This window comes from Mycobacterium sp. IDUB_37 (assembly GCF_055419245.1).
Window position 1 is genome coordinate 24,549 of sequence record NZ_JBVAXG010000018.1, and the last position, 21,922, is coordinate 46,470.

General features: G+C 62.0%; 16 protein-coding genes and 1 pseudogene. 7 read left to right on the forward strand and 10 right to left on the reverse strand.

Annotated features, from left to right (window positions below):
• Positions 1-67: 67 nt before the first annotated feature.
• Together ACZY1I_RS31960 and ACZY1I_RS31965 are read right to left on the reverse strand one after the other, a co-directional pair.
• Positions 68-1,294, reverse strand: a complete 1,227-nt coding sequence (locus ACZY1I_RS31960) for a Wadjet anti-phage system protein JetD domain-containing protein (protein ID WP_463761653.1) — start codon at positions 1,292-1,294, stop codon at positions 68-70.
• A 6-nt stretch (positions 1,295-1,300) separates the two neighbouring features.
• Positions 1,301-2,287 (reverse strand): annotated as a pseudogene (locus ACZY1I_RS31965) (SbcC/MukB-like Walker B domain-containing protein); the annotation flags it as partial.
• Positions 2,288-2,296: 9 nt separating this feature from the next.
• On the opposite strand from ACZY1I_RS31965, the gene ACZY1I_RS31970 reads away from it, so the two are divergent.
• Entirely contained in the window at positions 2,297-2,527 is a 231-nt protein-coding gene (locus ACZY1I_RS31970; protein WP_463761654.1) for a thermonuclease family protein, read from the forward strand.
• A gap of 343 nt (positions 2,528-2,870) precedes the next feature.
• Complete coding sequence (locus tag ACZY1I_RS31975; protein WP_463761655.1) at positions 2,871-4,730, forward strand: serine/threonine-protein kinase PknH/PknJ; 1,860 nt, start codon at positions 2,871-2,873, stop codon at positions 4,728-4,730.
• A gap of 127 nt (positions 4,731-4,857) precedes the next feature.
• Here ACZY1I_RS31975 and ACZY1I_RS31980 read toward each other — a convergent pair whose 3' ends face one another.
• The 3 genes from ACZY1I_RS31980 to ACZY1I_RS31990 form a co-directional block, all read right to left on the reverse strand.
• Entirely contained in the window at positions 4,858-6,054 is a 1,197-nt protein-coding gene (locus ACZY1I_RS31980) for a tyrosine-type recombinase/integrase (RefSeq protein WP_463761656.1), read from the reverse strand.
• A gap of 105 nt (positions 6,055-6,159) precedes the next feature.
• Positions 6,160-7,257: a hypothetical protein gene (locus tag ACZY1I_RS31985; protein WP_463761657.1), complete on the reverse strand. Its 1,098-nt coding sequence runs from the start codon at positions 7,255-7,257 to the stop codon at positions 6,160-6,162.
• Positions 7,258-8,496 (reverse strand): tyrosine-type recombinase/integrase, encoded by a 1,239-nt coding sequence (locus ACZY1I_RS31990; protein ID WP_463761658.1) that lies wholly within the window; start codon positions 8,494-8,496, stop codon positions 7,258-7,260. It lies immediately after the preceding gene.
• Positions 8,497-8,596: 100 nt separating this feature from the next.
• Between ACZY1I_RS31990 and ACZY1I_RS31995 the strand changes: the two genes are divergently transcribed.
• Entirely contained in the window at positions 8,597-8,785 is a 189-nt protein-coding gene (locus tag ACZY1I_RS31995; RefSeq protein WP_463761659.1) for a thermonuclease family protein, read from the forward strand.
• A 436-nt stretch (positions 8,786-9,221) separates the two neighbouring features.
• Positions 9,222-13,190, forward strand: coding sequence for a DEAD/DEAH box helicase (locus tag ACZY1I_RS32000; RefSeq protein WP_463761660.1), 3,969 nt, complete (start codon positions 9,222-9,224; stop codon positions 13,188-13,190).
• A 325-nt stretch (positions 13,191-13,515) separates the two neighbouring features.
• Here ACZY1I_RS32000 and ACZY1I_RS32005 read toward each other — a convergent pair whose 3' ends face one another.
• Both ACZY1I_RS32005 and ACZY1I_RS32010 read right to left on the reverse strand, forming a co-directional pair.
• On the reverse strand, positions 13,516-13,749 hold the full coding sequence (locus tag ACZY1I_RS32005; protein ID WP_463761661.1) for a YncE family protein: 234 nt from the start codon (positions 13,747-13,749) through the stop codon (positions 13,516-13,518).
• A 1,166-nt stretch (positions 13,750-14,915) separates the two neighbouring features.
• The gene (locus ACZY1I_RS32010; RefSeq protein ID WP_463761662.1) at positions 14,916-15,230 is read right to left on the reverse strand and encodes a DUF732 domain-containing protein; all 315 of its coding nucleotides are present in this window, start codon (positions 15,228-15,230) and stop codon (positions 14,916-14,918) included.
• Between the two features lie 715 nt (positions 15,231-15,945).
• On the opposite strand from ACZY1I_RS32010, the gene ACZY1I_RS32015 reads away from it, so the two are divergent.
• Both ACZY1I_RS32015 and ACZY1I_RS32020 read left to right on the forward strand, forming a co-directional pair.
• A complete protein-coding gene (locus ACZY1I_RS32015; RefSeq protein WP_463761664.1) occupies positions 15,946-16,383 on the forward strand; it encodes a hypothetical protein in 438 nt (145 codons plus the stop codon).
• Positions 16,384-16,525: 142 nt separating this feature from the next.
• The gene (locus tag ACZY1I_RS32020; protein WP_463761665.1) at positions 16,526-16,927 is read left to right on the forward strand and encodes a hypothetical protein; all 402 of its coding nucleotides are present in this window, start codon (positions 16,526-16,528) and stop codon (positions 16,925-16,927) included.
• 29 nt (positions 16,928-16,956) lie between these two features.
• On the opposite strand, the gene ACZY1I_RS32025 is transcribed toward ACZY1I_RS32020, so the two are convergent.
• Complete coding sequence (locus ACZY1I_RS32025) at positions 16,957-17,166, reverse strand: YncE family protein (RefSeq protein ID WP_463761666.1); 210 nt, start codon at positions 17,164-17,166, stop codon at positions 16,957-16,959.
• Between the two features lie 39 nt (positions 17,167-17,205).
• Positions 17,206-18,951, reverse strand: coding sequence for a serine/threonine-protein kinase (locus ACZY1I_RS32030; RefSeq protein ID WP_463761667.1), 1,746 nt, complete (start codon positions 18,949-18,951; stop codon positions 17,206-17,208).
• 343 nt (positions 18,952-19,294) lie between these two features.
• Between ACZY1I_RS32030 and ACZY1I_RS32035 the strand changes: the two genes are divergently transcribed.
• Positions 19,295-21,124, forward strand: a complete 1,830-nt coding sequence (locus ACZY1I_RS32035) for a TerD family protein (protein ID WP_463761668.1) — start codon at positions 19,295-19,297, stop codon at positions 21,122-21,124.
• A 209-nt stretch (positions 21,125-21,333) separates the two neighbouring features.
• Here the strand turns inward: ACZY1I_RS32035 and ACZY1I_RS32040 are convergent, their stop codons facing one another.
• Entirely contained in the window at positions 21,334-21,666 is a 333-nt protein-coding gene (locus ACZY1I_RS32040) for a DUF732 domain-containing protein (protein ID WP_463761670.1), read from the reverse strand.
• Positions 21,667-21,922 lie beyond the last annotated feature (256 nt).

Sequence of the window (21,922 nt, forward strand, 5' to 3'; positions counted from 1 at the left end):
CGCGGCGAGGCGGTATGCCACCGCATTGAACGGGAAGTGGTCGAGCCTGGCGGCCGCCTGGGACAGATCAATTGATGCTGTCGCCAGTCGCGCTCTGCGCGGCAACAACGTTCTGCGCCAGTTGGTTTGGGAGGTGTTCTTGTTCGAGTTGCAGTTCGCGTCGGTGTTCTTGATGGTGGTGGGTGAGCCGTTCGTAGAGGGCGGATTCGGCTGCGGTGAGCCCGGCGGGCACTTCGTCGTTGGTGACTTGGGTGCCGGTGGTGTGCCAGATGAGCGGGTGGGCATCGAGTGCGGTTTCGTCCATCAGGATGCTGTCTGCGGGGATCCCGGCGCGCCGTACCGACGCGAGGATCGCTAAGCCGGCGCGATCGATGTCACCCCAGTACAAGATGTGGTCGGCGTCGTCAATCCAGTTGAGAGCGGCAAGGATTGGTGCGCCCGCGCCGAGGCCGACGATGATCGCGACGCCGTTCAGGTCGGTGTTCAGTGTTTGAAACGGCGCAGCGTTTTCGGCGATCAGTACCGTCGTTGGTGCGAGCACGGTGTTGTTGAGTTCCGGGATGGTCGCTTGAAAGCGGTGTAGTCCGCCGGCCTGGGCCCGCAGATGTGGGCAGGCCAGGGTCACATGCAGAGGTGTTTGTTTGGCGAGGAGTCCGATGTGGGTGATGAGTCGGGTGATCGGGTCGCCGGCGGCGGTGTCGGCGGGCACTCCGAGCATGGCGCCGACCAGGACGGCGTGTTGTTCGATCCATTTGCTGTGTACGCCGGGGATGGTGAGCTGCCGAAGGACGGTCGCATCGCCGGGGCCTACACGTACCAGGTGGCCGACGACGGCGACCGCGTGGCTCCAGTCGCGGTCTTCGAGATCGGCGACCAGGCGGGCAATCCGAAGTGGTATCTGTTCGACGGTGTCCCAGACGATTTCGGGCAACGCGGCTGCCTCGCGGAACCGCGCAACGGTGCGCCGGTAGCCGACAACGATGCTTGGGTCCGCCAAGGTCAGTGCGGTTATGGGGTCCTCAATCAACCATGCCGTGGGCAGATCGTGGGTGCCTAGGGCGCGGGCGCGGCGTGCCTCGACGGTGATCGTTCCGGGGATGCGTTGGGAGTCTATTGCGGAGCGCCAGGTGCCGGCCCATGTGGTGGACTCGATGACGGCGGTGTCGAACCTAGTTCCTTTGGGGGCGCCTAGCTTCAGGCGCATGGGCCACGTGCCCTGGCCGAGGGTCCAGTGCAGCCAGTGATCAGCGCATTGGCGGCGCACCTCGTTGACCGCGTCATCGACAGGGAGCACCTGCGGTCACCGCCCCGCAGTCGGGGTGCCGGCCATTTCGCGGCTGATGTCGGCGAACTCCCGGACGGTTACGGTGCGTGTCGAGGCGATCGGGTCCGTGCCGGGGGTGTCACGTTTGGAGACCATCACCACGCTGTCGATGTAGGGCTGGATCGTCGTGGTGTTCTGCACGGTCGCCACGATCAGTAGCTGGAATCCGAACTTGCGGAACGCCGAGAGCGCTTGGTCGGCGAACACCGGATCGGATTTGGAGAAGGCTTCATCGAGCATCAGCTGGGAGAACACCGGACGGTTGTCGTTGCTGGCGGGATCGGCCAGGTTGAAGCTCAGTGCGCCCGCCAGGCAGAACGCCATCAGCTTCTCTTGTTCGCCGCCGGAGTTGGCGCCGGCGTTGCTGTAGGTGCGGATCAGCCGGTCAGGGTCGTCGGCGGCGGTTTCGGCGCAGTACAGGGTGAAGCGGTTACGTACGTCGAGGGCGTCGCGTGTCCACTGGCGCGCTTCGGCGGTGTCGGAGGCCAGCAGGTTACGTAGCTCGAGGATGTCGCGGTACTGATCGTGGATGGCTTTCTCGTCGCCGAACGACACCTCCGTTGCGCGCGCGGAGATCCGGCGGGCACGTTCGTTGAAATCCTTCACCGCAGAGAGGGTTTTCGGGTCGGCATGCAAGGACAGCCGGGTACCGCGGTTGAATTCCACGGACCCCAGCCCGCGGTTGACCCGCGCGATCTGTTCCTCGATGTACTGGGCTTCCTGCTCGGCCTTCTGGTAGAGGTGCAGTGCGGCCATCGGCGCTTGTTCGGTGATCAGCCGCAACATGCGGTCGTGGGCCTGGGGCAGTTCGCGGTCGTCGATGCGCCGGCATAGGGCGACGTAGTCATGGACCTTTTCGTCGAGATCTGTGCTGTTGTTGGGGATTTCGTCTTCGAATTGTGCATCGAAGTTGACGATGATCCGCTTGAGCTCGGCGATGGAGCGGTTCACTGAATCACGCAGGGACTGCGAGTGGTTGACGGCGACACGGTTGACATTGTCGACGATGTCCGCGGAAGGCTTCGAGTGCGCATTTTGGGCGTCGACACTCCTGAAACCAAGAAGCCCGGCTACACGGTAGGTTGCTGGGGACCCGAGGCCACACAGTTCGCTGAGACCAACCTGGCCGGGCAACGCATGGCTTTGATCACCGACCCAACACAGGATTCGAACGACCGCTACGGACGCACTTATCTGCACTAGTCAACCCTGGACATCCGGCAAGGTCGCTTGACGGGATCACACCTCTTCCGTGGCCATTTGTGGCTTCTCGTTTGATCTGGCGGTGCCGATCGCGGCTGACCTGGCTTCAGCCAGTTTGGGGTTGGCGGCGTCGTTGGGCATTGTTCTCATTTCGAAGTGGCGGATTGCTGGCGAGTGAGGCGCTGAGGTATCCGCTGCGGACGATCCGTTCCATGCGTCGCGTTCGTGTTAGAAGCTTCGGCGGTGTTCTTTGGACCTGGCCGGGCATGCCGAAGCGCGTCTAGGGTCTGATAACGAAGAGTCTCTGACTATCTGAGGTGGGATTTTGGAGGGCAGCGAAGGATTGCCGTTCGGCCGCTATCGCCTTACTGAGCGGTTGGGCCGCGGCGGCATGGGTGAGGTGTGGCGTGCCCATGACACCCGAACGAACCGCACCGTGGCGATCAAGGTGCTGCACCCGCAATTTTCCGATGATCCGAAGTTCCAGTTGCGGTTTCGCCGCGAAGCCCACAGCGCCGCTCGCATCGAGAACCCCCATGTCATCCCGATCCATGACTACGGCGAGATCGACGGCCGGCTCTATGTGGACATGCGCCTCGTCCGCGGCCAAGACCTACACACTGTGTTGACCAGCGGACCTATCGAGCCTTCACGCGCGGTGCGGATCATCGAACAAGTCGCCAAGGCCCTGCATGCCGCTCACCGCGCCGGACTGGTGCATCGCGACGTGAAACCGTCCAACATCTTGCTCGACGAGGACGACTTCGCCTATCTCATCGATTTCGGCATCGCACAGGCCGCCGACGACACCCGCATGACCGGCACCGGCATCGCCATCGGAACCTTCCACTACATGGCTCCCGAACGGATGGGCGGCCAACCCGATGACGCCCGCGCCGACATCTATGCGCTGGCCTGCGTCCTGTATGAATCCCTGACCGGGCAACCACCCTTCGCCGGTACCAACGTGGTCAGCCTGATGGCAGCCCACCTCAATGCCCCACCACCACACCCGTCGAGCACCAAACCCGGCCTTGCCCAGGAGCTCGACGCAGTGATCGCCAAGGGGATGGCCAAAGACCCCGACCGCCGGTATGCCACCACTGTCGAGTTAGCGAAAGCCGCCCACGACGCCATCACGGTGCCCATCGCCCCGCCGTCACCGACCGCGCCGACACGACTCATCGGCGCGGATATAGCACGGCCCACCACTAAGCATGTGCCGAACCCAATCTCCGACAAGTCAGGTACAAAGGCTATCCCGCCGCCCAAACCGCGAAAGGCTGCGGAAGTTTCCCCGCTGCCCAAACCGCGAAAGGCCGCAGCCATTCAGTCCCCGCTAACTTCACCCAACGAGGCACAGGGTGCTGAAGCACCCGGAACCACCGACGCCGAAACCCCACAACACCCACCCGAACATCCTGAAGCGGAACACACTAAGACATCCCGCGATCCACTCGCTCACCAACCGTCGCAGAAGCAGAAAGCAACCACCAAGGAGCCCACCAGCCATTTCAAGGCTCCGTTAGTTGTGGTCTCCATATTGGTGCTCCTCGGCGCACTTTTTTTGCTTTTTCTACGGTCGCATAGGAGCACAGCTCCCTCCTCCACCGTCACACCTAGCGCACAATCCGCGCTTGAGGGGTTGCTGCTTAGCCCGGAGCAAATCAACACCGCAGTGGGCGCCACCGGGATGACGAGTACTGCTATGCACACCGGGTTTAACGACCCCAGCGCGGACAACATCCAAATATCGAACTCAAGCTGCCTAGATGTTTACGAACCAGCGCAAGCCGCGGTCTATGCCGCACAAAGTTGGACTGCGGTGCGTGGCCTGGGGCTCGCCGGCAACACTCACACCCAGAACGCCATTCAGTACGTGGTGGCATTTACCTCCGCACAATCGGCGAGCGAGTTCGTCGCTGGATCACAGTACCGCTGGGAAATGTGTCATGAGTTCACCCTTACTGCGCCATCTGACCCAAGCGCGGTGTGGACGGTAGGACCGGTCACCAACACCAAAGGCATCCTCAGTGTCACTAGAACAACGACTTCCAGCGCTGATTGGACCTGTCAACGAGCACTGACCGCGGCTAATAACGTCGCTATAGACGTCCTCACATGCCACGCAGATTCGTCCCGCTCGCCGTCCGATTCCGCAGTCAGCATCGCCGAACAAATCGCAAAAAAAATACGCGCCTAGCTTAGCCGCAGCGACACCGGGCCGGCGGTGTTCTGGCCCGTCCTGGCGCCGCCCGCTGGCGGCACTCCTCCTTCCTTCCCGGGGCGCGGCGGGGGTCAGGGAGTGCGGGTCGAATCAGCCGCCGCGGCTAGGTCAGCGGTGAGCTGGCGCCGTCGTCCGCGGCGGCGACGACGAGGTCGGGTGTCTTGGCTGCGTGTTCACGAAGGGCTGCTGCCTTGCGGTCCGCGTGGTCGATGGTGAGCCTCAACTGCGTGACGTCACCCAGCCAGTGATTGCGGGTCGCCTCCTCGACCTGGTTGTGCAGGTTGTCGCGGATGTCATCGAGACGGCCAGATTGGGAAGGGTCTATCTGGCAGAAGTCGCAGCGGATGCAGGCGTGTTCGTGGACGCAGTCGGAGCCGTACGGTCGGTGGCAGTTGCCCAGTGCGATCTTGCGCTGTCCAAAGTGTTCGATGAATTCGTCCCACTCGGCTTGACTTGGTTCCCTGTATTCGGCGGATGGGCGCCCTTGACGTCGGTTCTCGATGAAGCGCTCGTAGGCCTCGAAGACGTCCTTCTGGTAGACGGCGGTGTAGCCGCGCGTGACTTCGATGTTGTTGTGTCCGACGATCTTCGAGGCCAGATGGATGGGAAAGCCGGCGTTGACGATGTCGGTGATGAAGATGCGGCGGAAGTCGTGCGGGGTGAAGTGCAGCGCAGCGCCATCTGCGTCGGTTAGACCGATGCCATTGACGAGTTCGGTCAACCACTTGCGAACCGTGTTCTCGTTGATCACGCGTGATCGTCCCGACTCACGAATCTGCAAAAGGTGGGGCATGGGGCCCGACACTCGCCGTTCATGCTTGTCGATGCGGCCGCACAACGGAACCCGGCCGTCCACGCTGACGAAGACGACCAGCCGCGCCAGCGCCGACGTCAACTCGGGGCTGCAGGGGAAGATGCGCTCTTGATCGGTCTTGCTCGGAGCGATCTGAAGCAATGGGATCACGGTGCCGTCGGGTTTGCGGTACTGCTTGATGCTCAGGTGGGTCAGTTCGAGCAGCTCTTCGATGCGAATCCCGGTGTGGCGGAGTATCTCCAAGATGGTCCAGGTCATGAAGGCGCGAGTTACGTTGTACTCAGCGTCGAATCGTTTCTCGGAACCATCGCGGACCTGATAGGCCCGGGTGCTGTAGGCTCTTCGGCCCGGCTTGTGCTTGAGGTAGGTGCCGCCATGGACGGTGAAGGGCGTGCCGAAAGGGCCGGCGACGACCGCGGACCGCACATCCAGCGCCTGGTCGTAGGCGCGTTTGGCCGCGGCGAGCAATGCATCGACGTGGGGCATGAGGGTGCGGGTGCGTGCCTGGAAGCGGTGCGTTCGGTGGGCGCGACGCTTCTGCTGGCCGCGAACGTCCTGGATGCTGACCGGGCATCGGACCGCCCATTGAGCTCAGGCGGCCGGATCCTCGTGGGCCCAGGCCGCGATGTCGAGGTAGAAGCTTCGCACGGCACTGATGGTGCTTTCTGCGTTCTGCCGCGGGGATCCATCGGGCTTGGTGCGCAGCCAAGACTTCCATGCCGTCGCTTGATCTTTGGTGAGGTTGATCGTGTCGATGCCGGGGTTGGCGTCCTCGATCGGTTTCCAGAAGAGCTTGACCAACATCCTGCTTGATCCGTCGAGACTGCCGTAGTCCAGGTTCGGTGAGATCTCCGTGAGGTAGGCAACCAGCACGTTTCGCACCGGCTGGGATCGGACGTCGAAGCGATCCACCAACTCCACCGGCGACAAGCGTTTGGCGATCAGGTAGTGCCGTAGGTCGTCGGCCTCGCCGGCGAACAGTCCGGCCCGGCGGCCGTAGTGCCACATCGCCAGCAAGTCGCCGGGCGTGCGACCGGTTGAGGCGAGGAAGTCGCGGTAAGCCAGCACGTGGTGACTCTTCAGAGCGGTGATCGGCACGCCGTTGACGATGCTGAGCCGAACCAAGTGCGTCACCGTTACCCAGAGCTTCGCCTCCGGCGCTTGCTCCTGGTGGGCGGCGTCGAAGTAGCGATCCCACGCCTGAGGTTCGTGGGTGGTCGTCCAGTCACGGTAGAGGCGGGCCTGCTTGTTCGCGATGAGCCATTCATGGCCGGGGCGGATCGCGCCGAGCAGGATCAGCGCGTTGATGGACAGGCGTGCGCCGAGCCGCGTGTAGGACCCGGACGACAAGGCCGGGCACCAAGCGTCTACGTGATTGTCCGAATCGCTTGTGATCCAGCGGTCCTGGTAACTGGCACCGGCGTATGCGTCGAGCCAGTCGAGCAGTCTGTTGAGCCAGCGCGCCGCGCCGGTCACGGCGTGTTGTGGGCTGAGCCGAGTGCTCATCCGCGCCATGACGAGGGGACGTGCTGCGTCGATGAGTCGGGTGCGTTCCTCTGGCGTGACGGGGTTTCCGAACCAGGGGTGATCGTCTGCTAGCGGGCTCAGTGGGGGGAGTTCTTCTACCGGATGGTTGGAGAAGGTTTGTGAGGCCGCGATGGACTGGGCCCTGGTTAGCACACGGGGCATCTAGAACACCTCCCCGAAGAGTGCCCGCAGGTCGTCGGCTGCGTAGCCAGTGGCCGGCGTCGGCGGTGGTGGTGTGGGCTTGTTCCAGTGTTGGTCGAGCTTCTCGACGAGCTCGTCGAGGGTGGGCCGAAGGTAACGTGAGGTGCTCGCGATCGACTTGTGGCGCATCAATTCCTGCATCTGGGCGATGGTCAGGTTCTCGTCCTCGGCGAGCCTCGTGCAGAACGTGTGCCGGAAGTCGTGCATGGTGACGTTGGCTCCGAGCACCGCGTTGGTCCGTTCGAGAACCTGCCTCATGGCCCAGTACGTGAGGGGCCGAGGTGTCCCGCGCAGCGTCATCCAAACGGGTTGCTCTGGAGGGCCAGGTGGTCGCTCGGCGAGGTAGCGTGCGATCCATAGGAACGCAGCCGGACTGATCCGAACGAGTACACGACTTCCGTTGCTGCCCTTGGGGATGACGTCTGCCGTCTGATCGGCGGCATGCAGCATCCCGCGACGCATGCTCAGCAGTTCGCTTGCACGCAGTCCTGCAGAAACGGCGGTGGCGATGATCGCACGGTCACGGTTCGTCTTCAGTGCGGCGAACACGTCCTCGTAGAGCGCGTCGCTCAGGGCGCGTGGCGCGCGCTCGGCGATCTTCTGCCGGTAGGGCGCCCGCTTCTGGTGCCGGGGTGCGCCGAAGGGCCGGCGATGGGCGTCCACGCGGGTCATCTCCTCGCGGGACTTGGGCACCGGGTTGATGAGGGGGCCGAGGTCGGATTCGACGGCGAACTCGTAGAAGCTGCTGAGCGACGAGAGTCGGCGGTTGATCGACGATCGGGCGTAGGTGTCCTCCAAGTACGGCTTGCCCGTGCGCTCGTTGATCGAACCGGGGTTGGGGCGGTGGCTGGTCGTGGTTGCTCCGCGGCGCCGTTGTGGGTTCTCGCGGTATCGGTACCACCGCACCCAATCGCGTACCTCCCACCTGGTTGCTTGGGCCCAGTGGACGTCGACTGCCAGCAGGAATCGGTGCCAGCTCAGTTGATCGTAGGCGTAGGCACGTAGCGTCGCGGGTGAGGCGTCGCTGGTGTAGAGCTCCGTGAGCCAGACGTTGACGTGGTCCACTCCGACACCCGTGTGGTCGATGAGATGCCATGGCAGAGTTCGAGGTTTTCCGCGGACGACGGCTCCGAGATTCGGAACGTCGAGATCTTCCACGTGTCTGGGCTCGAGCGCCTCGTCCATCAATGCCTCCCGCATCCGCAGTCGTCGACCTAGGGGGAGGCTAAGCGCGCATGGGTGACAAATCGAGAACGCGAGGCACCGCCTGTGGATAACTGCAACTGCAGTTAACAGAACCTTGGCCTATCTCGTGAGAGCCGACGGCTGGAACTATTCAGTCGAGGTGGCGCGGGCCGGTGCAGCGAAGTCGTACGTCTACCACAAGAAACCAGTAACCGAATATCCGAGCATCGCCGCGGCGGAGCAGGAAGCGATCGCCGCCAAACGCGGGCTGTGGGATGCACCATGTTTCGGCAATACCGATTGAATCCCCAACTAAAGCAACGTGATTGGTATCCGGTCAGGCGGGCGTGGGCAGCCTCGGCGGAGAAGCGGTGAGGGCTGGCTTCGCGCTGATCTCACCGGAGTTACCTATGCGTCGGATAGGCGAATCGTTTAGCACCCGTATCGCTATCACCGCCAACGGCAGCGATCCTGGGGTAGTGGAGTGACTGGGAGACGAGGAGCGGTGAAGGGCTACGGCAACCGGGGTTGGGGTCGAATCTCTAGCGCGGCGGCCCTGCACGACCGTTCCGGTCAAACTCGGGTGAAAGCAAGTTTTGGGGCAAACAGGTGTCGCCACGGAGTTAGTTTTGACCTATCACGTCCGCCGTTCAGACGCCGATCTTGGCGAGACCTTGATCGCCCCGGCTTATCCGCGAATCGCTCCAGCGTGTCGCCGATGTCCTCTAACATCCGCGGATGTGGGGACATTCGCTGATTTGTTCAATCAGCTCGATACCGACGATCGCATCAAGGGCAAGCAGTTCGAGCGCATATGTAAGTGGTTTCTGACCAACGACGCAACGTACAAGGCCACCCTCGGCCGGGTGTGGCTCTGGGATGAGTGGCGTGGACGGTGGGGAGGTGACGCGGGGATCGATCTTGTCGCCGAGGACTTTGATGGTCGCTTGTGGGCAATCCAAGCGAAGGCGTACAGCCCAGCCAACGCGGTTACTAAACACGACGTGGACAAGTTTCTGTCGGAGTCGTCGCGTGCGGTGTTCTCCTACCGACTGTTGATTGCGGCCACGGACAAGCTGCATCACGTCGCCAGGCGCACCCTCGACGACCAGGAGAAGAAGGTTGGTTTCGTCGGACTGGCGGACCTGCAGACCGCCGAGGTCGATTGGCACTCTGACCCGATGGACTTCCGCCCATCAAAACCGCCGAAGCCTGCCGAACCACACGACTATCAGCGAGAAGCCGTCCGCGATGTAGTCGCGGGCTTTCGGTCTGCCGAGCGCGGCCAACTCATCATGGCGTGCGGCACCGGAAAGACCCTGACGTCGTTGTTCATCAAGGAGAAGCTCGAAGCCGAGCGAACCCTGATCCTGCTGCCGTCGCTTTCGCTACTGAAGCAGACCATGCAAGTCTGGAGGACGAACGCCAAGGTGCCGTTCGAGGCACTCCCAGTCTGCTCCGACCAGACCGTGAGTCAGAACGAGGACGAGGCAGTCAGCCATACGAGCGAACTGGGCGTACCCGTCACCACGGACCCTGCCGAGATAGCCGCATTCCTGCGGCGGCGTTCGGGACCCCGTGTGGTGTTCTCGACCTACCAGTCGTCCCCGAGACTCGCCGACGCTTTCGCCCTCGAACGGGTGCCACCGTTCGACATCGCCTTTGCCGACGAGGCCCATCGGGTTGCTGGGGACGAGTCCACCGTTTTCGGAACGATTCTCGACGCCAACACAATTAAGGCACGTCGTCGGCTGTTCATGACCGCGACCCCCCGCTACTACACCGGACGGGTGCTGAGGGCGGCACAGGACGAAGACCTCGAAGTCGCCACAATGAACGACCCCACCAAGTTTGGCGAGGTGTTCTACCGCCTGAGTTTCGGCAAGGCCATCAGCCTCAAGCGACTTACCGACTACCAGGTTGCAGTTGTGGGCGTTGACGATGCGACGTATCGCCAGTGGGCAGAGAAGGGTGCTCTGGTCAAACGAGATGGTAAGCCCACCGATGCGCGGACCCTTGCTAGCCAGATCGGGCTTGCGAAAGCGATCCGGAAATACGACCTCCGCCGCGTCATCAGCTTCCACTCCCTCGTCTCCCGCGCCCGCAACTTCGCCTCGGAGTTTCCAGAAGTCGTCGAGTGGATGCCTGCAAACCAGCGTCCAAAGGGTGCGCTGTGGACCAGCTATGCATCCGGGGAGATGACCGCTGGCGAGAGGCACGTCCGGCTCCAGCGTCTGCGCCTGCTCCATGACGGCGAGCGCGGTCTACTGAGCAACGCCCGATGCCTGTCCGAAGGTGTCGATGTTCCGACCCTGGATGGGGTGGCGTTCATCGACCCTCGGCGCAGCGAGGTGGACATTGTGCAGACAGTCGGGCGAGCGATTCGTCTCGCAGACGATAAGACCGTCGGGACCATCGTCATCCCGGTGTTCATCGACACAGACACGGACGCGGAGACCGCGCTCAACGACTCGTCGTTCAAGAAGGTGTGGGACGTGATCAAGGCGCTCCGCGCCCACGACGAGGAGCTGGGTGAACAGATTGACTCCTTCCGCCGGCAACTTGGTAGGGCCGGGGGTCGCGCCCGGTTGCCGGCCAAGATTCACCTGGACGTGTCCGCCACGGTCGGTGCCGACTTCGCCGCTGCATTTGATGTGCGGCTCGTCGAGAAGACCAGTGCCCGTTGGGAGTTCTGGTTCGGCTTGCTGGAGAGATTCACCACCGAGCAGGGGACAGCTCGGGTTGCGGTCGATCACGTCATGGACGGGTATCCCCTTGGGCAGTGGGCAAGTGTCCAGCGGGGCTTGTACACAAAGGGGAAATTGAGCGAAGACCGGCAGAACAAGCTGGAGTCGCTATCCGGTTGGGCGTGGGATGTCCTGTCCGACAAGTGGGATTTGTGGATGCGGCTGATGCACCAGTTCGTCGCTGGACATGGTCACGCCAATGTGCCCTATCCGTACGTGGTGGGCGATTACAACCTCAGAAGCTGGGTCGCCACTCAACGTGGGCTGTACCGACGGGGTGAGCTAGCCGAAGACCGAATCCGCGATCTCGAAGCTCTGCCAGGTTGGTTGTGGGATGTGCTGGAAGACAAATGGACTCAGCATTACGACGCCGTGAGAGAGTTCTCGGAACGCGAGGGGCATGCCCGCCTCAAATCGACTCACGTCGAAAACGAACTTCGGCTGGGTCAGTGGGTCACGGTCCAGCGAAATAGTCGCGATCAGATGCCTCCGGACCGGGTCGCACTGCTCGAAGCCCTGCCCGGCTGGTCCTGGAACACCCGCATCGACGCATGGGAACGGATGTACCGGCTGCTGGCGAAATTCGCCGAGCGTGAAGGTCATGCGCGGGTCCTTAACGACTACATCGAGGAAGGCGTCCGACTCGGAGACTGGGTGTCAGATCAACGCAGTGGGCGCGACCAGATGATCGAGAGCCGACGAAAGCTTTTGGAGTCCTTGCCTGGATGGAGTTGGGATGCCCGCGCCGACATGTGGCAGCGCAAGTTCGCACTGCTGCAACAGTTCCAGAAGCGGGAAGGTCATGCGATGGTGCCGCAGAGTTGTATTGAGGATGACGTCAAACTCGGAAGTTGGACAAGAGAGCAACGTGGTCGCCGCAACGACCTGAGCCAAGAACGGCGAGACCGTCTGGAGTCCGTGCCGGGGTGGTCATGGGACCCGTACGCGGAGGCATGGGAACGCGCTTTTTCTGCAATCTTCAAGTTCGCCAACCGCGAAGGTCACGCTCGCGCTCCGAGATACCACAGAGAAGAAGGAGTCAAGCTCGGTGACTGGGTGGCTGAACAAAGAGGCAACAGGTCAAAGATCTCCGACGAGCGACGAATCAGGTTGGAGGCGCTTCCTGGCTGGACATGGAACGCCAGAGAAGCATCTTGGATGGCACACCTCGACCTGCTGCGGGCTTGGGCAACGACGGAGGGGCACAGCCGCGTTCCCGTGGACTACGTCGACGATGGCATGAAACTGGGTCAGTGGACCCGGCTCCGTCGCCGTGAACACAAAACACTCAGTCCAGAGCGGCAGGCTCTGCTGGAAGCGATTCCTGGTTGGTACTGGGGGACCAGCTTCGACCAAATATGGAACCAAAAGTTCGACATACTGAAGAAATTCGTTGCACGCGAAGGTCACGCCCTGGTGCCCAGCGGTCATGTCGAGGAGGGAATTAAGCTCGGTGGCTGGGTGGCGGAACAACGTACGGAAAGAGAGAATCTCGCCCCCGAGCGGATAGCGAACCTAGAGGCCCTCGCCGGTTGGAGTTGGGACATCTCAGGCGACACCTGGTACGAGAAATTCGAACTGGTCAAGAAATTCGCCGCACGCGAGGGGCACTCCCGCATACCGCAGGGGCACAACGAGGACGGTGTCGCTATCGGCAAGTGGGTGGCAGTACAACGCGCCACAAGAAACAAGCTGTCCGTAGAACGCCGCGCTCTGCTCGAGTTTCTTCCTGGCTGGTCTTGGGACCCGCACGAAGACACGTGGAGCCACGCCTACGACCTCCTGGCGAAGTACACAGCAGAACATGGCACCAGCCGCGCTCCTTACGACTCTGTCTATATGGGAGCCAAGGTCGGTCAGTGGGCCAGCATTCAGCGGAGCAGTTACGCGAAAGGCAAGCTCAGTGACGAACGGAGGCAAAAGCTAGAGGGACTGGCGGGCTGGGAATGGGCAGCGTCGTAGCAGACTCAACCCGACGGTATAGCGTCGCAAATCTAAAGAAACGAGGTCGATCAGTTCCTGTCTCGTTTCACGCGTGCACGTGCACACTCACGAATCCGTTGAGTGGCAGAGGAATTGATGAAGACAGCTTCCGCAGTGCCCGGCGTATCACCAAGTTGTGCACGCCGGAGCAAGGAAAGTCGGAGCCCCAACCGTGGCCGAAGCGGCGTGCAACCCCTGCCGCGCAATCAGCGACCGGCATTCTGCCCGAGGAGGGGTGGATACCAACGGCGCCCGAACTAGGCCGCTTTATCCGCTGATCACCGACACCGTGCCGCTGTTGAAGTTATTGACGTAGACCGCTCCGGTGAGGGGGTTGACCCGCGATCCCGCGCGGAAGGCTGCCGACGGGAATGGTGGCGGTGACGGTGCTGGTGGCGGTGTTGATCACCGATACCGTGCCGTCGCCGGAGTTGGTGACGAAGACGTAGCCGCTGGTAGGGCTGGTCGCCACCCCGATTGGTGAGTCGCCGACGCTGATGGGTGATCCAGTGACGGTGTTGTTCGCGGAGTTGATCACTGAGACGGTGTCGGTGAGGTGAGCCCGTCGTAGTGGTCCAGTCGCTGTGCGACTTCTTTGCCCGGTGTTCGGGCAGGAAGAATGAGCAGCGACATGGCATCGAACAAGCGCCGGCACACTGACACACACTTCAATGCATCCGCCGCTATCGGGTTCTATCAGCACAGCGGCGAGAAGTGCCGGCGCAATTGTCGGGCCTCCTGGGTAGCGTCCACTGCGACACGGTCGATGGCATGGACGTGGAGGATCGTGCGGGTTCTCAATGGGAACATTCAGAGGGGTGGCGGCACTCGTCATCCGCAAATCTGCCAGCACATTGCCGAGGTCGGGCCAGACCTGTTGATAGTCAACAAATTTCAGATGCGCAACGAGCCGCCGTTGCGGGCCGCGCTGACAGACATAGGTCTGCCGTTCGTGGCGACATCGAATCCTGCGCCGAATTTAATGGCCTGATGGTCGCCTCTAAGTGGCCGTTGGTCGACCAGCCTTGTCCTGGCGCTCCTGAGTTTGATCGTGGGCCTGTGGCGAGGCCACTTTGACGACCCTCAGCCCGGCGGCTACGTCATGTCACTACCGGCCGCGCTCGACTACTTCTGCAGCAACAGCTACTAACGCTGACGAAGGTTGCTGCCCAACGCATTTCGCACAGAAACTCGATATCACTTCGCACTAGAACAACGCGACCACGACTCGGATACTGCCTTAATTGCACGAGCTATTCGCCGAGCGCGTTCACAAAGAGGGTCGTAGTTAAGCTGGTCGCAGGGTACAAATCGATAGTGAACGGACTGTTGCTCCACACGGTGTCGATGTCCCTTCCGACGCCATGGCGTTCTGCCCATCCGACCTCTGCCACTTGACCACGGACCCACACCAAAGCATCGGAGTACGGCATATTGAGCATGTATTGCTCGAGGGCTGGTGGATCCCAGCAATAATTCCCGGCGACGAGGGGCGCAGAGCAGACACCCAAGGTGTCCGAGGGCAAGTCGAGCCAGGGCAGCAGCTGCGAATGGACACCCGATGCCGACGCGGGTGAAGCGCAGAAGCACATCACGATGATTGCCGCTGCGACTGCCTTGACGGTTGTTACCACCTACCCCGAGACTCCCAGAATCTGATTGGCCTTCACTTATGCATTCACCGAATTGCGACCTTAAGGGGTCTCAGCAGAGGTAGGTCTGAGCGAGGGCGACGATCGCCAGACCTTGGTTCCACGACAACGTCCCCGCGGTTTGGGCTTGAATTAGCTTCTGTGTCACCTGGGGTATCGACTGCCCATTTGCCAACGCTTGGCAGATCCACCGACCTTGCTGAAGGGCGACATCGCGGTTGTTGACGGGGATGCCGGATCTCTGGACGTAGTACAGGTAGGTGTCGGCGTCGGCGGTGGCCGCCGGTGCTGGTCCCAGCAGGAGGGCTAGCGTGGCGTGAGTGCCGGCCGAGGCTCGTCGTGTGAATTGATGACGTGACTTCTTCATTGAAAGTCTCCGATTCCGCGACGGCGGGCACTGCCTCGCAACCTCAAACTCAATCTTCCTAAAGGTTAGCTGTGCGGACTTTCATGGTGAAGAGGACGTCGTGGTTCGTGCTGCCCTTCCGGCTATCGCCGGGCCAGTGGTGCCGCCCTTCGTCGCGCGCCTTCTGCGTCGCAATCAACGCGAGCGTTCCGCACTATTGGAACCGAGATGCGCACTGCGGGTGCACAAGATGGTGACTATGCGCGTTGCGGACCGAGTGTTCAACGAGCCCATGGCAGGACCTGCGGGTAGGCGGCTGGACATAGATTGACCACCGTCGAGGAGACCCACAGCTCGCCCATCGTGTATTGCATGTGACTCGGAATACGCACGATCTGCGTCGCGCTGTCAGCGATCTGCTGTGGGCCAGTTTGACCTCCGGCGAGCATGCCGCAAAACGAGTGACCCATCGCGAGTAGCTGGGCAGATGTTCGGCCCGTGGTTGCGGGGGTGATCCCCATGTTAGTGATTTCCCACATGTATTCACTCTCGCCGGAATCGGCTCGGGCTGGCGCGGCGCTGAGCGCCGCCGTGAATGTTGCTGCCGCTGCGAGCACCCTCAATCTCGGCACTTGCTGACTATAAACCCGGGAACACCGCGCGGATTCAGATTCTTCAGCGCTCGGCCTAGAGTCCGTACGATAACGATGAATTGTCCGACACAGAGGCAGCGCGGATGACCGCCAGCAGGATCTTGGGAATAGCCATCTCGGCGGCGGCGGTATTTGCCGTGTCTACTACCGGTCCTGTGTCGACGAGCGGCGCCGATCCCGGACAGGCGCTGCATTCGCAACTCATCAACGTGACTTTTCCTGCAGGTTCCGCGCCGACGGGTGGCCAGCCTGTCGCCGGCACTGAGATGTGGCATGTGCCGATGGGGCCAGCTCAGGAACGCGCGGACTTGCTCCCCCAGCTGCCGATCGGGAAACCATTCAGCGGCCTGGCGTGGTGCGCGGACGACAGTTGGCGAAACCCGAACGAGCTCAGCCAGTGGTCGTGGGGGGGTGTCCGGGAAACGATTGTGGTCACCGTGACCAGCCCTTACTCCGTAGCCTCAGGCAGTGACGTCACTATTCAGCGAGGCCCGGATCCCAATGCCGTCAGCTGCCACTAGTTCACGAATCGGGATGTCTCACAAGCTCAGTGGCGAGAGAGCTGCAGTTAGCACGAAAGCCGATCCCACTGCTAGAGGGCAAGCTCGCCGACGATCTACCCAATCCCCCAACTTCCACAAGCCCCGATGGAGAAGCTGTGCAATGAGAAGCGTGGTCAGCATTGTCGCCGGCTTCCTCATCGCCACCGTGATTGCCGCGCCAGCGCACGCCGACCCTGAATATCCAGGCTGGCTCGAATTGGACTACGCCACCGACGCGCAAGCAGCGAAAACTGCTGGTATCACTGCAAGTACGCTCAACGTGGAGAACCTAATGCAAGATTTCTGCTACTGGCTTCACGGCGGCTCGTACGCGGGGGTGAGCACCACCGACGCCATCGTGGCCAAGTCCGTCACGAACGAGCTGGGGCAAGTCCCGCCGACGCAGGTCTACGCAGTCGGTCTCATGGCCACCAAGTACTTGTGTCCACCAGAGCGGCCCAAGCTAGAGGGCTATCTCAGGTCCAGCACCAGCCCAATCCTGCGCGCCGCAGCACCGTCATAGGCCCGCTCGACGAGAGTAGGCGACCCGGGTTATGTGGCCACACTCAACGGTTGACGGATGCCGCCGATGGTTTGGATCACGGTGTTGGTAGCGGTGTCGATGACTGAGACTGTGCCGTTGTTGCTGTCGGTGGCGGAGACGTAGTTGCCGTTGGCGGTCACTCCCACTCCGGAAATGTTGCCGCCGTTCTGCGGGATGGTGGTAGTGAAGGTGTTGGCGGCAGTGTCGATCACTGACATTGTGTTCTGACCGCTGATGTGGGCGTTCGTGACCTGACTTTAGGCGCGGAGGTTCTTCATGATGGTGGCGTCCTGCGCTTGAGCGACCGCCGTGGCGAAATCTATTGGTACTGAGTCGCCCGGGGGTCCTTGGAAGTGCAGCGTGACGGAAGCCTTACCTCGGGTGAATACCAGCACAGTCGCGGTCGCGGTTCTGTCCGGCGAGGTGCCAGCGACTATTGTTCCGCCGTTGCCGACTGACACGCGTTGCGAGACGCCGCCGACCACCGAAGTGTCCAGCGACCCCAACGTGCCGTTCATTGCGCTCACAGCGGCGGTAGCGTCCGCTAGGACGAAAATGTTGACACTGATGATGTCGACGCCAGTCGAGTTCTTGAACGTGCCCTGAACTCCGGGCGCGCGCTCGGTCTGGGTGGGCGGCTGCCCGACGGTGAACGGGTCGCCCGATAAAGCAGTGATATCGGAGGCTGGAATCAACAGGTCGAGGTAGTCGGTCGGTGTCGGCGACGTCGACGTCGACGTCGACGTAGGCAGAAGATATGTCGGCAACGTGACTGTGCTGGTGGGCGCGCCGCTCGGGGTGTTCACGGACTTCGATCGCGTGTCCCCCGTTCTGGTCAGCACGACGACGATGACGACGGCTATGAGCAATGCGACAGCCGCGACGCCGATCAGTGACATCCGCTTTCCGGGCTGGGATCGTTTCGGATTTGTTGGTGGCGGTGCCGCTGGTGGCTCCGATGGGCCGGAGCGGGCCCGGGTCGCCGCGGATCCGTCTCGAATCGTGGCCGCCTCGGGTGTCTTGTCACGCGAGGCCCTTCTTGTTGGGTCTGGCGTCGCATTGGGCTGCGTTGGTGTTTGGGCGGCACGCGGCCCGTCGGCGGTCGCCGGCGACGAATGATCGTGAAGGTGGGCGGATGCGGGTTGGGTTGGCTCTGCGAGCAGACGGGATTCGCTATGGGGCAGGTTCATGAGCGCTTCACGTGCGGCTTTGGCTAGCTCGACCACGGTGGCAAATCGATTGTCGGGGTCTTTGGCCATGCCGGTTGCTATCACGGCGTCGAGCTCTCCGGGGATGCTTGGTTTCGAGTTAGATGGTTGTGGCGGCGGGGTGTTGAGGTGGGCTGCCACCAGGCTGGCCATGTTGGTGCCGGCGAAAGGTGGTTGCCCGGTGAGGCATTCGTACAGGACGCAGGCCAATGCGTAGATGTCGGCGCGGGCGTCATCGGGCTGGCCACTCATCCGCTCGGGAGCCATGTAGTGGAAAGTGCCGATGGCGTTGCCAGTGCCGGTCATGCGGGTGTCATCGGCGGCCTGGGCGATTCCGAAATCGATGAGGTAAGCGAAGTCGTCTTCGTCGAGAAGGATGTTCGATGGCTTCACATCGCGGTGTACTAATCCCGCGCGGTGCGCGGAGTTGAGGGCTTTCGCGACTTGTTCAACGATGCGGACCGCTCGGGCGGGCTCGATAGGGCCGCTGACCAGCACGGAATGAAGGTCTCGGCCGCGGATGAGGCGCATGTCCACATACAGCCGGCCATCGATTTCACCGTAGTCGTGGATCGGAATGACGTGGGGGTTGTCGATACGGGCGGCGCTGTGGGCTTCGCGGCGGAACCGCAATTGAAATTTTGCATCATCGGAGAAGTGCGCGGGCAGCACCTTGATCGCCACAACGCGGTCGGTTCGGGTGTCATGAGCACGCCACACCTCGCCCATGCCGCCGCGACCCAGCAACTCGATCAGGCGATAGCGTCCGAACGGGGTTCCTTCGCCGACCTCCAAGTCAGTCCCTCCACAGTCACCGGGATCTCCCGGAATTTGACCTTAGACGTCGTATGGGCAGTGCTCTAGGCGCATCGCTAACTCGCATCCAGGTCGCTGCAGACGGTTGCTCGGCCGAATGCTTATGGTGGGCCGGTGGAAGGGATGCCGTTCGGTCGTTATCGCCTCATCGGGCCGTTGGTGCGCAGATTCAATCCTCGTTGCCGACGCGGTCGGTAAAGGATGCGGCTATCGCTTCGCCGAGCCGACTGGCCGACGCAGGCGCACCCGGCTCCTAAAACACTGCCGAAGAAGTCGGAGCGCTAGTGCTACAGCAAATTTCAACTAGAGCATGTACGGGGTAATGAGAACAATGTTTGACCGGCGCGAGGTGAGCAAGGGATCGAAAACTGATTTGCACGCCGCCGCCTACACCATCACGGTCGGCGGCGGTGCGACGGACGTTGACGTTGATGTCATGGCCGTACTTCTCGACAGCTCCGGCAGGGTGCGCAGCGACGACGCCCTTGTCTTTTTCAACAACAGAAGAGCCGCAGGGGTGGCGTTGGTGTCCGACCAAAGCATCTCGGTCTCTCTGGCGGATGTGCCCGCCGACGTCCATCGAGTACTCATTGCGGCCAGTGCAGAAGCCCAAGGTAAACGCTTCGGCCAGGTGCCTGCACTGCACGTCGACGTCTACGGCGGCTCCGACCGCATCATTTTCCGGCCGCCTTCCCTCACAAACGAATCGGTACTGCAGCTGGTCGCTTTGTATCGGCGCGGCGGCCGGTGGCGCCTCGATTCGATCGGGCAAGGCTACGCAGGGGGGCTGGCTTCCTTTGCTACAGACTTCGGCGTCACAGTCGACACGCCCAGTGCTCCAAGCGCTCAAAATGATCAACCGCCAGCGCCACCCGTGCCAGCGACACCGACGGTGCAGCCGCCGCCGGAACACGAGCAGCTCGACGCCAGAGACGAGAACTTATTCGGTTCTACCGATGCGGTAGAACCGAACCGCGCCGGGACTCATACTCGGACGGCGACTGCCGCGTTAGGAGCTTTGGTCCCCCCAAGAACACCGATGACGGGTGAAAAAAGCTCTCGCGCGCGAAGATTAGGCGGAAGGCGGCCGGCTCTGATCGTCGGGAGCCTCATCGGCACAGTGATGTTGATCGTAGTGATTGGCCAGACCGGCCGCACCGATTCGGCGAGCACCACGGTGTCGCCCTTGCCCACAACGTTTTTCGGCACGACGCCCGCCTTTTCGACCCCGATCGCAGCTCCCCCGGCCTCGTCTCCCACTTCGACGTCGCACGAGATCAGCCCGGCCCCCCAGCCACAACCTGGCGATGCCTCAGCCGCGCTAGCGAAGCTTGCCACGCTGCCGATCAAGGGGCGTGCACCTAAGACCGGATATGACCGCGACCAGTTCGGTCCGGCGTGGACCGACGACACGACGGTGGACTACGGGCATAACGGCTGCGACACCCGCAACGACATTTTGCGGCGAGACCTCGTCGCGGTGGAGATCAAACCGGGCACGAATGGCTGCACAGTGCTTGCCGGCATCTTGCATGATCCCTACACGGACACGACCGTCGAGTTCCACCGCAGCCCTGGCTCATCATCGCAAATACAGATCGACCACATCGTCGCGTTATCGGACGCGTGGCAGAAAGGGGCGCAACAGTGGGACGCGAACCAACGGCGCGCCTTCGCTAACGACCCGATCAATTTGCAAGCCACCATCGGCTCGGTCAACGAACAGAAGAATGACGGCGACGCCGCAACGTGGTTGCCTCCCAACAAGTCCTACCGATGCACCTTCGTTTCCCGCATTGTCAACGTGAAGACCCTGTACGGGCTTTGGGTGACGCAGGCCGAGCACGACGCGATCGCGCAGATCCTCACCAATTGCGGTGCGACCGCCGCAACACCAACGCCATCACCGCCCACGGTGGCGTCTCCTCCGTCCGAGAGCGTCTCCGAAACTGTTTCACCGCCACCACCGCGATCGCCATCGCCATCGCCGTCGCCGTCGCCATCGGAGACGGTGCCCACCAACGGGTCGTCTGTGTACTACCCGAACTGCGCTGCGGTGAAGGCTGCCGGTGCAGCGCCGCTGCACGCCGGGGAGCCCGGTTATCGCCGGGGACTCGACCGCGACGGTGACGGAATCGCCTGCGAAAAGTGAGCCCAGCGAAGTAACAACGGGGCAACACAGCCTGCACCACCACCCACACCACAACGGGTTGAGCTGTGCCCGTCGTCCCGCAGCGCCGCTACGGATTGCTTAACCGTCGATCGAATTTGCCGGCGCACCAGGCGACCGTTGCGCGGTCTGCAAAAGCTCACGCATACGTGAAAAGATTGCACCAACTGCAAAGCGCCGGCGGTCGAAGCTCACCAATCGACTTTAGGAAGATACTGCGGGCAGTAGTAGGTGATTGCGGTCTTAACGAAGAAAAACGCTTCCTTGCTTCCCGGAGGGACTACGTACCAAAAATCTCCGTTTGCCTCCTGCCGAACGGTACTTCCCATCGAGATCCCGTCGCAGATGTTATGCCCCAGCCTCACGGTGCTTTCCGGCGAGCCGCTGTACCACTGGCCCGCAGCCAACGCACTTAGGAATTGTTGGTCGTGAGCGGTGATATCCGCCGCCGCTACGGGCATGGTGGTGACCAACCCGGCAGAAACCAACATCAGCAGCATAACGGGCACACGCAGGCTTGCCACTGAAATCCCCCCGGTCGAAAACCTCAAGGAAACGATGCTGAATCCTATCCAAGTGAACCAGCACTGCGGCGATCGCGGCAATCGTGGAGTCGACCAAGACGCCAGGCCCGTGTCGGCTCCGGTTGAATTCTGAGCAGCCTGCTCCGGTCGAAAAGTGAGCAGGTTTACGGGGTTGAGTCTGTGTAGTGGCCGGGGACATCCCTGACACGTTGTTGTCAGGACATCGCTGACACTACTTTCGGTGGTGCGGTTTCGG